We start from the raw sequence: 14,156 nt of genomic DNA on the forward strand, positions 1-14,156 counted from the left end.
TCTATCTGTCATAATTCTAAGTCATTCTCCCAGTCGCCTTAAAACGGCTGCAAATCAATTCCCGCTTGCGTCAACGTTTGACGTAACTGTTTAACAATTGCCAGTGCCTGCTGATTATCTCCATGAACACAAACCGTGTCAGGATCAATCTTAATTTCTGAACCGTCAATAGTTGTTATTGTCCTTTTTTTAACCATTTGCACTACTCGCTGAGCAATCAGCTTCGGATCTGTAATTACTGCATCAGACTGGCTGCGAGGAACCAAGCGCCCATCAGGCAAATAATTTCGATCTCCAAAAACTTCTTGAGCCACCGGTAAATCAACTTCTGCTGCAGCTTTGATTAACTCACTACCAGCCAAACCATATAATGGTAGTTGTGGATCAACTTGCTGAATTCCACGACAAATTGCTACAGCTAATTGATGATTACTTGCTGCCAAATTATATAGCGCACCATGTGGTTTAACGTGGTGCAACCGGTGCTTGCTGGTAAAAGCTTGCAAAGCTCCAACTTGATAAGTTACCAAATGCTGAACTTCAAGCGGCGACAACTGCATTTTTCGTCGACCAAAGCCTTGCAAGTCTGGAAAGCCCGGGTGTGCCCCGATTCCCACTCCAGCTTTTTGTGCTGTTGCAACAGTTTGTGCCATTACATCTGGATCACCAGCATGAAATCCACAAGCAACATTAACTGAAGTTACCAGTTGAATCACCTGAGAATCATTGCCTAATTGATAGCGGCCAAAACTTTCTCCTAAATCACTATTTAAATCAATTTTCATCAAAAGTCCTCCACCTCACTTATTCATACTTTAAGCTTGTATTTTTGACATCAGTTACCAGCATATGTCCCGGTGCATGAGTAATCACAAAGGCTGGTTTAACTTGCATAATGACATTTTGCGGCGTTACTCCACAAGGCCAAAAAACTGGAACTTCACCAGGTTTGATTGGCACCGGATCACCATAATCTGGATGAGCCAAGTCATGAATTCCAATTTCACTGGGATGACCGATTTGAATTGGTGCCCCGTGAACCCTAGGCATGGCCGCTGTAACCTTAACTGCTGTCACAACTTGTGCTTCCGGGATTGGCCGCATACTAACCACCATCTGCCCGTGAAATTTACCAGCGGGCTGTAATTCAATATTAGTGTTATACATTGGCACATTTACACCTAAAGAAATTTGGCGAACTTCAATTCCAGCTGCCAGCAGTTCAGCTTCAAAAGAAAAACTGCAACCAATAATAAAGCTAACAAAATCATTGCGCCAATATTTTTCAACGCTGGTAACCTCTGCCGTTAATTTTCCGTCACGATAAATGCGATACTTAGGAAAATCATTAGCTAAATCAATATCCTGAGCAAAATGCTGCAATTTTCGACTACCCGAATCGCTAACTTCAAGAATTGGGCAGGGTTTAGGGTTACGCTGAGCAAACAATAAAAAATCATAAGCCAAACTACGGGGTAAAATCACTAAGTTAGCTTGCGTAAAACCAGCAGCTAAGCCACTTGTTTGCCCACTAAAACCGCCATTGCGGATTAAATGCCGCAATTCAACTGGCGATAATTTGCTTAACGATGACTTCTCCATCCATTCAACCTCCTCGGGTTAATTTGTCTGAGTCAACTGATCTAGCCAATTAATGTCGGCTTTTAATTGTAAATAATCCGGTTCTGTTAAAAGTTGCAGCAAAAAATCTAGATTTGTGTTGATTCCACTAATCACAGTTTCATCAAGTGCCATTTTCATGCGTTGAATGACTGTTTGCCGATCAGAACCATAAGCAATAATTTTAGCAATCATTGCATCATAATTTGGTGGAATTAGATAACCTTGATAGATTGCTGTGTCAACTCGAATTCCCCAACCTCCTGGTAAATGCAACCCTGTTATTTGACCAGCAGTCTGGGCATTGATTCGACATTCTAAAGCAAATCCAGCTAATGGATGTGGGAGAGCTGGTGGCAGTTTTTCACCCGCGGCAATTTTTAGTTGCCACTTGACCAAATCAATTCCACTAGTCAGCTCAGTAATTGGATGCTCAACTTGAATCCGCGTATTCATCTCCATGAAATAAAAATGTGTCGGATCTGCTAATAAAAATTCCATTGTTCCGGCTCCCGTATAATGCAGCTTTTTAGCTGCTATCCGCGCCGTATCCAATAGTTTTTCACGAGTTGAAGCAGTTAAACACTCAGCTGGCGCTTCTTCAATTACTTTTTGATGATGCTGCTGAATTGTACAATCACGTTCACCAACAGCCCAGACAGTTCCAGCTTGATCAGCTAAGATTTGGACTTCAATGTGCCGTGGCTTTGCTAAATATTTTTCTAAATACATTTGTTTACTACCGAAAGCTTTGACTGCCTCATTTTGTGCCAAAGAAAATTCATGTTCGAACTGACTAGCTTGGTTGATAACCCGCATCCCCTTGCCACCACCACCTGCACTGGCTTTGAGCATCACTGGGAAACCAATCTTTTGAGCGGCAGCTAAACCAGCTGTGGCAGTGGTAAACTCGCTCGGGCTACCCGGTGTAACTGGCATTCCAGCTGCCGTCATGGTTTGACGAGCAGCGGCTTTTTCACCCATTAGCTCAATAACTGCCGGATCAGGTCCAATGAAATTCAAACCAGCGTCTTGGCATTGACGTGCAAACTCAGCATTTTCAGATAAAAAACCGTATCCTGGATGAATTGCATCTGCTCCAGTCAACTTAGCTGCTGTAATCAATGCTGATTGGTTCAAATAACTTTCTGTTGCCGCAGCTGGGCCAATACAGATTGATTGATCAGCCAATTGAACATGTAACGCAGCTCGATCGGCTGTCGAGTATACCGCGACTGTTGGAAGATTTAGTTCGCGGCAGGCCCGAATTATCCGAACCGCGATTTCACCGCGATTAGCTATCAAAACTTTTTTCATCCAACTCGCCTCACTTTTGAATTAAAAACAATGGTTGATCATATTCAACTGCTGTTCCATTAGCGGCCTGCAATTCAACTATGCGACCAGCTGCTGGGGCTTTAATTTCATTCATCATCTTCATTGCTTCAATAATTCCTAACTGTTGTCCTTTTTTTACTTGATCACCAACTTGAACAAATGGTTGAGCTTGCGGTTGTGGTGCGGCGTAGAAAGTCCCAATAAAAGGAGCCTTAACCACCAGCTGATTTTCGCTGACAGCTTTGCTTGCTGGTTGGACTGCCTTGGTTGATTCAGCAGCCGGTGGCAATTGCTTGGCGATGGTTATTTGCTTTTCCAAAGTAATTTCTTCGGCTTGATTTTTAATTGCCAGTTTGCTTAAACCAGCTTCATTAAATATTTGAATTAGTTCTTTTAACTCACTTGTTTTCATTTTGCAGGCACTCCTTAATGCTTAAATAATTGAGAAATTCTTTGTCCAGCAGCTTGCTGAGGTCCAAGCGGCAATTGATAACGCTGCTGATAAAAGCGCTGTTGTAACTGGTGTAAGAATGCATGTTGCTGGCGCAAAAGCTCAGTTGCTTGACTAATTGAAATTTCAGTAAAACCAAAAGTTTGTTGCGAAGAAAGTTGAACCAACCGTGGTAGATCAACAGCACAAATTGTTGCAATAACCGGGTAGCCGCCTGCTGTTTGTCGATCAGCCAGCAAAACAATCGGCTGACCACTCCGGGTAACCTGAACACTTCCAGTGACAGTCCCTTCTGACAACATACTTTGCGTTGGTACTGGTAACTTTACTCCGGTCAAACGATAACCCATTCGATCGGCTTGATTTGAAACTTGAAAATGCTGTTGACAGAATAATTTTTGAGCTGAAACAGAAAAGCTATCCCACTGCGGTCCTCTGATAAAACGTAAATTTGTTTTAGCCGGCAATGGTGGTAATTGGCAATACCGCTGCTTAAGACTATTTAGCCTGTAAACTGGGGATAAAGGTAGAAAATCACCAGCTGTTAAAGTTGCGCCATTTAGGCCACCTAGTCTGATGCGACTTGTCGTTGACCGACTAGCCAAAACTGCAGTTGTTTTAATTCCACCAGCAAAAGCCACATAACCAAAACGACCATTCTTCATTGGATCAAAGCTTAAAATATCTCCAGGGAAAACCTGATAAGCTCGATTGCTGGCAATCTCTTGTTGATTTAAATAGGCTTGACAATTCCCGCCTGTTAGGGCAATAAAAGTCGGGCAATTAAATTTGAGTTTCGGTCCGAGCAAGATAAATTCAATTGCTGCTTGATCAGACTTGTTTCCAACGAGCACATTAGCTAAGTGCAAGGCAAATTGATCAATTGCTCCCGAAACTGAAACCCCATACCTTTGGTAGCCCCACCGTCCGCTATCTTGAATCGTAGCCGCTAAACCGGGATTTAAAATTTCAACTGCTGCATCCAAATCATTTTGCCCCCCTTGTTGCTGCCGTCGTCATCAAAAAATGCGTCTTAATGCTATATTTCCCGCTATCAGCCGCTTGTTGAATTTGATAGAACTCATCACTCGAAACTGAATTAAATTGCAACCAATCACCTGCATGGTATGGCGGTAGTGGATTTTTAGGGTCATATAATTGCAACGGCGTTTGACCAATGATTCTCCACCCGCCAGGCGAAGCTACCGGGTACATTCCAGTTTGTTTACCCGCAATTCCGACACTGCCAGCCGCCAGTTGCAAACGTGGCTGCTGCAATCTAGGCATTGCAATTTTATCAGGTACAAAACCAGCATAGGCAAATCCAGGTAAAAATCCCAAAAAGTAGACATAATAAGGTTGGGATGTATGCATTTTAACGACCTCTGCTGGTGACATTTGGGCAAACTCTGCGACTGCCATCAAATCAGGACCAAATTTGTCACCATAGCAAACTGGAATCTCAACTACCCGCTGTTTCTGAGATGAATTTTCGTTGAAATTAAGCGAATTAATAAAAGCTTTTAAATCCTGACTAATTTTTTCAAAATCCGTTTTTTCAACATTATAATTAATTGTTAATGTATGGTAGGCCGGAATCAAATCGATAATTGTTGGCCAGTCGGCCGTTTTTAATTGCTCAGCAATCTGATGAATTAAGCGATTTTCCTGCACATCAATTTTTTCTGGGAAAACTAGATTTAGTGCTTGTTCCCCTACCGGAATAATTTGAAAATTCATTTCCAGCTACCATCCCTTCTCGTTTATTATAAAAATGATATTCTTTTCTAATTAAAAGCTTATTTTTAATAATAACTTATTTCTTAGTTTTGTATACTGACTTAGCTCGATTGATTGACAACAAACAAAAAAAGCTGTTTTTACTTACAAAAAACAACTTTTTCTGAGTTTAACTTAATTTTAAAAAGCTATGTGACAAAGCCAACAAATTAATCTTGCCAAACTTGTTGAGCAATTTTTTTCACTAGTTCAATTTTTGACCATTGCTGTTCATCGGTCAGTAAATTACCTTCTTCGGTTGATGCAAAGCCACATTGAGTTGAAAGTGCTAAATTTTCTAACGGAACAAATTGACTTGCTTCAAGCAAACGCTGACGAATCTCTGCTGGATCTTCCAGTTCACCCTCCTTAGAAGTAAGCAAACCCAAAACAATCCGTTTTTCAGTTCGATTGTTGAAAATTGTTTTTAGCGGAGCAAAGTCTCCCGAACGTTCACTATCATATTCTAAGAAGAAGCCATCGTAATTTAACTGTGCTAAGTATGGTGCTACCGCCTGATAACCACCGGCAAACAAGAACGTCGAGCGAAAATTACCACGACAAATATGTGTCGTAACGGTTAAGTCAGCCGGCAAACCTGTTAACATTTCATTAATTACCGCCACTGATTCTTGAGCCAACGTTACATATTTTTGCTGTTCGACGGGTTGATCTTTAGTTTCATTTAACTTACTAATCAGAAAAGCCCAAGTTGTATCATCTATTTGAAGATAACGCGCACCCAAATCGTAGAAATGTTGAATTGTTAAATGATAAGCCTTAGCTAAATCATGCAGATAATCTGTCCGCTGCTGATAATACTTGGGCCAGTTATCTGAGCGATTATCGCGAAATAGCATCGTTGGTGATGGAATCGTCTGTTTAGGTACAATTCCAGCCGGTGTGATTGATTTTAGGTAAGAAAATGCAGCGAAAAAGGGATGTTCTGGATTATAAGCAACTTGACCATCCAGCTCGGCATTATCCGTCCGTGTTTTGGCTCCTTTGAATTTGTAGCTTTTTTGATAATCATAATGAGCAACGCCACCTAAGCCCCATAAAAAGTCTAAGTGCCACCAACTGCGACTAAATTCTCCGTCAGTAACATCTGCTAAACCATGCTTAACCTCAGCAGCTACCAATTTTTTTATTTCCGCGTGCTGGATCTTTAAAAATTCTGTTGCTGATAATTCTCCATTGCGTTTTTGGGCGAGGGCATCTTTTAAACCTGTTGTCCGTAAAAAGCTCCCTACGATATCATAACGAAATGGTCCGACCTTGGTTGAATTTTGTGTTGTCATTTCAATTTCTCCCTTCATTTTGCGCAAAATAAAAGCCCCTGCTCCCATGATTTCCATGAGGACAAGGGCGATATTACTCGCTTTACCACCTATAATTTTGCAATAACTCACATTACTGCACTCTAAAAGTATGATTAATACTCAGCATGATAATGGATGCTGCCATAAGCACTTAATTATTCGGCACTTATCAGCGCTGAAACCATCTTCGAAATAATTGTTGGTTACTTTTCAGCCAACCGTAACTCTCTTAACAACAATTCAAATCTACTCAATTCAGCTTTGCTGATGATATTTCTGTTCATTATAGGGCGGCAACTGAAAGCTGTCAACTAAGAAATTATTTTATCTGCTTTAAAGGTAGTACTTGTTGCAATGTACTTAAACTTGGATGTTGACGAAAAAGATTACGTAAATGATCTAAATCAACAGCTGCATTCCAAGATAAAATTCCTTGGAGCTGCTGATGGTCATCAAAGTAATAAATTAGCTGACCCTTAGTTAATTTTTCTTGATACATTTGTAAACGAGTATCAAGCATTCCCAATGCTTCCCAAGAAATATCAAAAATCCAGCTATAAAAATATGGTGTATAAGTGTAATCTGTTACCTTTCCAGCCATATTTTGACCTGCAACATAACCAGATTGAATTGCATGTTTAACGTGCTCTGATTTAGTTTGACCTAAAATCACGTCAGGATACGAGATAATATCTCCTGCTGCCCAGACATCAGTTGCTGAAGTTTGCAGCTGCTGATTAACGACGACTCCGTTTTGATCCATCAATAACCCTGCTTGTTGAGCTAATTGATAGTTAACTTCGGCGCCCAAACCAAGGACTAAACCATCACCTAATAACTTGGTACCGTCATCAAGCAGTAACTCAACTTGATTAGCTTCTACTTGATACCCAGCGGCTTTTTTTTGGTAATAAAACTTTACTCCGGCAGCACGGTACTTCTGCTCTAATTCTTGACACAAAGCAGTTGGCAACTTTCGTTCAAATAATTGTTGACCAGCAACCACGTAAATTACCTGAGTGTTCGACTGAGCTAAACCGGCAGCAATCTCACTACCAATAAAACCGTCACCAACCACAATTACCGTTTGTTGTTGACCACTGAAGGCCCGAATTTTTAAGTAGTCTGCTTTTGATCGCAGTGCAATCACTCGTTCACTAGTTGCTCCTGTTAATTGACGAGCTTGCGCACCCGTAGCCAGTAAAAGTTTCTCGTAACTAAAAGCTTGTCCATTAGCGGTTTTAACCTGATGAGCTAATGGATCAATTCCAGTAACTATTGTTTTTAAGAACAATTGTGCTTGCTGCTTTTTGGCTGTTTGCAAATCAATATCTTCATCATGAAAATCATCATCAACCCAGAGCTTTTTGCTTAATGCCGGTCGTGCATAGGGAGCATCAACATCCGCTGACAAAATTCCAATTGAGCCTTTAGCGTCTACCGAACGAATTCCAGCCGCTGCTTGGTCAGCTGCCATTCCTCCGCCGATCAATAAATAATTAAAATGCTGAATTGCTGTCATTCACTTTACCTGCCTTTTCTTAACTAGAGTTATTTACTTTAATTATAGATTAGGTAGTGGTAAATTTAAAAAAGTTTGCTTGATTTTAGTCAACAACAATCTGATTACGGATCCAAATTCCACCTAATAACAGTAAAAGCAAGCCACCTAAACTGCCAAAAGCTGCAGCAAAACTCATCTTTTCAATTAACCAGCCGAGCAACGGAAAAATAACAACCATACTGAGCGAAAAGAAAACACTCGCAACACTGAGTAAAGTTGCCCGTTGTTTTGAAGGGATTGTTTCATTGTAATAGCTGCTAAAAATTGGCTCACTGATTGAACTTAAGGCTTGTACCAGTAAAAAGATGCCTAATAAAATCGGCAATTGATTGAACCAACAAGTCACCAAAATTAATAAACTAGCGGCCAACCAAATCATTAAGGTCGAAACGGCAAATTTTGCTTTAATATGCGGTGCAAACTGCATTGCAAAAATATTAATTACCGCTGCTAGCACCAATACTGCTGAAATCAGCCAACCAGTAAAATTCTTATTTTCCATTAATGTTTGAAAATAGAAATAATAACTGGTACAAATTGCATCAAACAAGGCTTGAAAAATCATCAGATTACGTAACTGCGGTTGTTGCTGCAGAACTTTCCAACTGGCTAGCAGAATTTGACTGGTTGAAACGGCTGCTGGCTGTTTTTTAGGCAACTTTGAAAGCAACGTTGGTTCTCTAACAAGTAATACTGAAAAGAGAGCTAAACAGCTAATCAAAATTTCGATAACATAAGTTAAACCAAAATGCCAATGCACTAATAATCCCGTCAAAACTACTCCACTAGTATCAGCAAATTCAAAAATCATGTTCAAATGGGCCGCAATCTGCGGATAAAATTCGTTTTGCTGCCGTTCTAAAAGCGAATCATAAATCAATGCTTCCAGGGTGCCTGACTGCAGATTGTAAGAAAAAGCACTTAGAACAAAGCCACCGGCATACACCCAAAAACTGCCGCCAATTAACATAATAGCAGCTGAAGTAATCGCCATAATCCGCCCAGCTATCAAAACTGATTTATAGGAAAAGCGATCCGCTAAAACACCACTAGGCAACTCAAACAAAAAACTAGCTAGATGAAAAATACTTTCACAAAGTCCAATTTCAACTAACGACAAACCTTGCTGCTGTAAATAAATTACCCAAAGACTCGTAATGCCAAAAAAGGACCAAAAACTATAAGAATAGCTGCAAATAACGTTTTTTTGATATTCAATTTTCATGTCTACACTCCAGTAAAGCCGAGTATTTCAAAATGACCCGGCAAATTTTTGGTATTTTACTGAAGTGCTAAAATTGTGATAATGCTGTGCTGCAGCGTAATCCAAGCCTGCATGCTCCTCACTCCAATCCTTAAAAATTAAAGTTACTCTAAAATTAACATGTTTTTTATCTGTTAACAATCTTTTTTTGTTGCCTGCAATTTGATGAATGGTAAAATTATCACTTGAAAGGAGATTGAATGATGATTACTTTAGGATTGACAACTTGGAGTGAACACCCGGCGCTAATTAATCAGCAACGCCAATCAGTAACTCTCGCTGAATATGCCGAACATTTTCCCACAGTTGAAGTCGACACTTTTTTTTATGGGATTCCACGACCTCAAATAATCACTGGTTGGCAGCAACAAGTTCCCGCCAAATTTCAATTCATAGTTAAAGCTAATCAAGCATTAACTGGACATCCCGGTGAAATTTTAACCGGAAATCAACTAAAAGAACGTTTCAAACTTTTTGCAGCCATATTAGCTCCTTTGCAGCAAGCTGGACAGTTAAAAACCATCTTGTGCCAATTTCCACCATTTTTCGAGGCAACAACCCGAAACGTTGCCTACTTAAAATTTTTCCGCCAAATGCTGCCAGATTTGCCGTTAACTTTAGAATTACGTCATCGCAGCTGGTATCAAGGCCAAAATACCACCTCTTTAATCAAGTTTTGCCGCGAACAGCGGTATACACTAGCAGTTGTCGATGAACCAACTGGATTACCAACTTCGATTCCTCTCTACCCGGCAGTGACCACACCCGAATTGATGTTTTGGCGGCTTCATGGCCGTAATCAATTAGGGTGGCAAGCTAGAGGCAAGGACTGGCGTAAACAAAGAACACTTTATCGTTATAGTGCAATGGAATTAACTGATTTAAAACAGCAAGTCGAACAATTCACCCATCAAGTTCAAGAAATCTGCATTATTTTTAACAATAATTCGGCGCGAGATGCCGCCCCTAATGCTTTACAACTGCAAAAAATGCTTGGGCTGCATTTTAGCGGTTTAAATCCCAAATCTCCTGAACAACTGGGCCTATTTTAAAATACGCAAAAAATGGTTTAAAGTACTAAAAACTTTTGTGCCGCGGTAACATTTGGTGCTAAATAATTTGCTCCTGCTGCTTGCAGTTCTACTTGCGAACCAAAGCCATACAAAACTCCTAAAGAATCAATCCCTAACTGATGAGCAGCAACCATATCATACTGGCGATCACCCACCATAATTACTTGTCGCAACAAGGCGATTTTTTGTTGCTCTAATGCATAACTGATAACAGCTGCTTTATTCGGTCGCTCCCCTTGAAGCCCACTGCCGGCGACAAAATCGAAATACTGGCGCAATTCAAAATGATCTAAAATTTTTTCAGCAAAAACAGTTGGTTTAGAAGTTGCAACCAAGAGATGCTTACCTTGTTGTTTTAAATTAGTTAATAATTCTGGAATTCCGGGATAAACTCGATTTTCAAAAATTCCTGTCTGACTGAACCGCTCACGGTATTTGGAAACTGCTTTTTGAGCCTGTTCTTGATTCATCCCGTAAAATTGCTGAAACGAATCAATTAAAGGCGGTCCAATAAATTTGTCCAGTTCATGTAAATCGGCAACTTTTATACCACAAGACTGCAGTGCATAAGCAACTGATTTAGTAATACCCTCGCTCGAATCTGTCAAGGTGCCATCTAAATCGAATAGAATATATTGATAAGTCATTAATTTCTCCATAATAATTTTCTGATTTATTTATAGTACATTCTATACATATTTAGGCAAGATTGCCAACTTCTGCAAAAATCACTCTTTTTCCAAACAAAAACATCGGTTTAATGACTTGTTTAACCGCCGTTTTTAGACTTTAATTTAACTTTTTTCTGCGACAATTCTTGTTGCAGCCAGCCAATTATTTGTTTTATTGGATAACAATAAAATTCAGGCTGGCCAATTTTCTTTAAATAAATCATCGTTAGTTGCTGCTGTTTAATTTTCTTATCATGTTTTAAAGCTCGATAAAAATCCGTCGTGCCTAATTCATCATCACTTAGCGGCAACCCAACTGCCTGCAACCGCGTTGAAATTTGTTCTGTTACACCAACAGCAGTTAATTTTTTTTGTTCAAATAGTCGACTTAATTGATAAAGGCCGATGGCAACCGCTTCACCATGAAATAGCCTTCCACCCGCAGCTTGTTCCACTGCATGGCCGAGTGTGTGCCCTAGATTAAGCAGCTGTCGCCGCCGCGTTTCAGTTTCATCTGCAGCAACAATTTGGGCTTTAAAACGAACACTAGCTTCAATTAAAGCATTTGCATTACGCATAATTGCTTGAGGACTCTTGATCTGACCAGTTAACTGCCAGAAGTCTCCACCTACTAAGGCTGCACATTTAACAATTTCACCATACCCTTCTACTAAGCAGCGCGATTTGAGGGTTAATAAAACGGTCGGATCAATTAAAACTAAATCTGGTTGATAAAAAGTACCAACTAAATTTTTACCAGCAGCTAAGTCAATTGCTGTTTTGCCACCGACTGAACTGTCAACTTGAGCAAGTAAAGAAGTTGGTAACTGAATTAAAGCAATTCCACGCAAATAAATTGAAGCTGCTAGTCCAGCTAGATCACCAACGACCCCGCCACCCAAAGCCAAAATACCATCCTGCCGACTGAAATGTTTTTCTGCCAACTGCTGGATGATTTTTTCTAAATTCATCCAAGATTTACTGGACTCACCAGCTGGAATCGTTAGTACTTCAACAACAAAACCTCCAGCATTTAATTGTTGCTGAACTTGATCAGCATATAAGGGGCCAACATTTTCATCAGTAATCACAGCAACCTTCCGTGGTGACCAAACTGTTTGCACTTTTTCCCGTAATTTTTTCAGGCCATGATCAATGATCTCGATATTATAAGTTTTTGATTTTGCATTAACAATAATCGTCTTTTCCATTTTTAAAAGCCTGCTTTCATTCAGCCATTAATTGATGAATTGCTTGAGCTTGTCGAGTCATTGCTAAGTAGGTAGCTGGTTTAAGTGCCTGTGGCCCATCAGAAAATGCATGTTCTGGGTCATCATGAATTTCCACAATCAATCCAATTCCAGCGGCTGCCATCGGTGTTACCAAGTCCCAGCGTCCAACTGCATGACTTGGATCAGCAATTATTGGGTAAGGTGTCAATTGCTGTAAGACAGGAATGGCTGCCACATCAAAAGTGTTGCGCGTATATTTGCTATCAAAGGTTCGAATTCCTCGTTCAATCAACATGATTTGCTGATTGCCACCCGCTGCAATGTACTCAGCAGCATTTAACAAATCATCAATCGTTGCTGACATGCCACGTTTCAAAGCTACAGGTATCTTTGTTTTACCAACTTCTTTTAATAATGAAAAATTCTGCATGTTACGCGCCCCAATTTGAAAAATGTCAGTGTATTCAGCCACCAATGGAACATGTTCATCATCCATGACTTCAGTAATCACATCCATTCCATTTTGATCAGCCGCTGCCCGCAAATATTTCAACCCCTCTTCACCTAATCCTTGAAAAGAATATGGTGAAGTACGAGGCTTAAAAGCACCACCACGTAAAACTGTTGCTCCACCTTTTTTAGCGACAGCAGCCATTTTGAAAATATGATCACGATTTTCAACTGAACAAGGACCCGCCATAATTGTTAAACTATCAGAACTGATGTGAGCATGAGGTGTCTTAATTACAATATCTTCTGGATGGAATAAACGACTTGACTGAATGGCTGCTGGTGTTTTTTCAATAATTTGCTCGGCAGCAACTTGAATCTCCCGTGGGAGCTCAGTAGCAGTTGCACCAACAACTGCTACCCGATTTTGATGAACCAGAACTTGCTTTTTATTGGCAAATATTTTTTTAATCCGAGCAATATTTTCAGAAATTTCCTTTTTTAAAATAATAATCATTTTGTTCTCCTCCTAATTTCGGTTGCTAAACTTTTTCTAACCAAATCTATTGGCATTGACTGACCTGTCCAAAACTTAAACGCCAGTGCCCCTTGCCACAATAACATCCCAGTTCCATTGCAAAATTGGCAGCCAACTCGCTGAGCATATAGCAAAAAAGGTGTCATCAATGGTTGATAAATTAAATCATAGACAAATTGTTGGGGGCGTAAATGTTGTAATACCACTAACGGCAATGGCAATTGCTGGTCATCCATTCCTTGATTTGTAGCATTGATTACAATTGAACTAGCTCTTAACGCTGCTGTTAAAGAGGTCATATCCGAATAACTGACCAAACAATATTCTGTCGGACTTAGTGCAGATAATTGCTTAAGCCAAGTAGCTAAATCGGCATAAGTTTGGTTTGGACGTTTGGCGACAAAAACCCGTTTTATATGATAGTCTGCTGCTGCAATAATCGCCCGACCTGCACCACCAGCTCCTAAAATCATAATTGTTTGACCTGCTAGGAGTTGATGCTTTTCTTGTAAATCGGCAAATAATCCTGCACCATCAGTACTATCTCCAACCAAGTGTCCCTGATCATTTCTGAGCGTATTAACCGCCTGAATTCGTTGCGCTCGTGGTGTTAATTCATCAAGATATTTGAGCACAGTCTGTTTGAAAGGCAATGAGAAATTAGCACCTGCAAAATCTATTGCTCTTAAACCGATGATTGCCTGCGAAAAATCAGTCGGCAAAACATCAAATGCTAAATAGCAAGCATTTAACTGCTGCGCTCGAAAGCTCAAATTATACATTAAAGGCGAAAGACTATGATGCGCTGGGTGGGCTAAAAACGCGTAAAGCTGTGTATTTCCATCCAAATTCAA

Annotated in this window: 14 protein-coding genes; 1 reads left to right on the top strand and 13 read right to left on the bottom strand. The window is 40.1% G+C overall.

Features of this window, described 5'->3' with window-relative positions; genetic code table 11:
- Positions 1-38 precede the first annotated feature (38 nt).
- The 9 genes from G6O73_RS06435 to G6O73_RS06475 all read right to left on the bottom strand — a co-directional run bounded on the left by G6O73_RS06435 (position 39) and on the right by G6O73_RS06475 (position 9,299).
- Positions 39-788 (bottom strand): LamB/YcsF family protein, encoded by a 750-nt coding sequence (locus G6O73_RS06435; protein WP_187327501.1) that lies wholly within the window; start codon positions 786-788, stop codon positions 39-41.
- Between the two features lie 16 nt (positions 789-804).
- Positions 805-1,602: a putative hydro-lyase gene (locus G6O73_RS06440; RefSeq protein WP_057885434.1), complete on the bottom strand. Its 798-nt coding sequence runs from the start codon at positions 1,600-1,602 to the stop codon at positions 805-807.
- A gap of 18 nt (positions 1,603-1,620) precedes the next feature.
- On the bottom strand, positions 1,621-2,937 hold the full coding sequence (locus G6O73_RS06445; protein WP_057885433.1) for an acetyl-CoA carboxylase biotin carboxylase subunit: 1,317 nt from the start codon (positions 2,935-2,937) through the stop codon (positions 1,621-1,623).
- A 10-nt stretch (positions 2,938-2,947) separates the two neighbouring features.
- A complete protein-coding gene (gene accB / locus G6O73_RS06450) occupies positions 2,948-3,370 on the bottom strand; it encodes an acetyl-CoA carboxylase biotin carboxyl carrier protein (RefSeq protein WP_057885432.1) in 423 nt (140 codons plus the stop codon).
- Positions 3,371-3,384: 14 nt separating this feature from the next.
- Positions 3,385-4,395, bottom strand: coding sequence for a 5-oxoprolinase subunit C family protein (locus G6O73_RS06455; RefSeq protein ID WP_057885431.1), 1,011 nt, complete (start codon positions 4,393-4,395; stop codon positions 3,385-3,387).
- Between the two features lies 1 nt (position 4,396).
- Positions 4,397-5,149: a 5-oxoprolinase subunit PxpB gene (gene pxpB, locus G6O73_RS06460; protein WP_057885430.1), complete on the bottom strand. Its 753-nt coding sequence runs from the start codon at positions 5,147-5,149 to the stop codon at positions 4,397-4,399.
- 209 nt (positions 5,150-5,358) lie between these two features.
- The gene (locus tag G6O73_RS06465) at positions 5,359-6,489 is read right to left on the bottom strand and encodes a vitamin B12 independent methionine synthase (protein ID WP_057885639.1); all 1,131 of its coding nucleotides are present in this window, start codon (positions 6,487-6,489) and stop codon (positions 5,359-5,361) included.
- A gap of 340 nt (positions 6,490-6,829) precedes the next feature.
- Positions 6,830-8,032: an NAD(P)/FAD-dependent oxidoreductase gene (locus tag G6O73_RS06470; protein WP_057885429.1), complete on the bottom strand. Its 1,203-nt coding sequence runs from the start codon at positions 8,030-8,032 to the stop codon at positions 6,830-6,832.
- A gap of 85 nt (positions 8,033-8,117) precedes the next feature.
- Positions 8,118-9,299 (bottom strand): MFS transporter, encoded by a 1,182-nt coding sequence (locus G6O73_RS06475; RefSeq protein WP_057885428.1) that lies wholly within the window; start codon positions 9,297-9,299, stop codon positions 8,118-8,120.
- Between the two features lie 239 nt (positions 9,300-9,538).
- Between G6O73_RS06475 and G6O73_RS06480 the strand changes: the two genes are divergently transcribed.
- Entirely contained in the window at positions 9,539-10,390 is an 852-nt protein-coding gene (locus G6O73_RS06480) for a DUF72 domain-containing protein (protein ID WP_057885427.1), read from the top strand.
- Positions 10,391-10,407: 17 nt separating this feature from the next.
- Here G6O73_RS06480 and G6O73_RS06485 read toward each other — a convergent pair whose 3' ends face one another.
- The 4 genes from G6O73_RS06485 to aroE form a co-directional block, all read right to left on the bottom strand.
- Positions 10,408-11,058: an HAD family hydrolase gene (locus G6O73_RS06485; protein WP_057885426.1), complete on the bottom strand. Its 651-nt coding sequence runs from the start codon at positions 11,056-11,058 to the stop codon at positions 10,408-10,410.
- A gap of 122 nt (positions 11,059-11,180) precedes the next feature.
- Positions 11,181-12,293 carry a 3-dehydroquinate synthase gene (gene aroB / locus G6O73_RS06490; protein ID WP_057885425.1) on the bottom strand — a complete coding sequence of 371 codons (1,113 nt, stop codon included), beginning with the start codon at positions 12,291-12,293 and terminating at the stop codon, positions 11,181-11,183.
- A 16-nt stretch (positions 12,294-12,309) separates the two neighbouring features.
- Positions 12,310-13,281, bottom strand: a complete 972-nt coding sequence (gene aroF / locus G6O73_RS06495; protein ID WP_057885424.1) for a 3-deoxy-7-phosphoheptulonate synthase — start codon at positions 13,279-13,281, stop codon at positions 12,310-12,312.
- Positions 13,278-14,150 (bottom strand): shikimate dehydrogenase, encoded by an 873-nt coding sequence (gene aroE / locus G6O73_RS06500; protein ID WP_235805061.1) that lies wholly within the window; start codon positions 14,148-14,150, stop codon positions 13,278-13,280. The genes aroF and aroE overlap by 4 nt, the downstream gene beginning before the upstream one ends.
- Positions 14,151-14,156: the final 6 nt, after the last annotated feature.

Origin of the sequence: Liquorilactobacillus nagelii DSM 13675 (genome assembly GCF_019444005.1) — a bacterium.
GTDB classification, from domain to species: Bacteria; Bacillota; Bacilli; order Lactobacillales; family Lactobacillaceae; genus Liquorilactobacillus; species Liquorilactobacillus nagelii.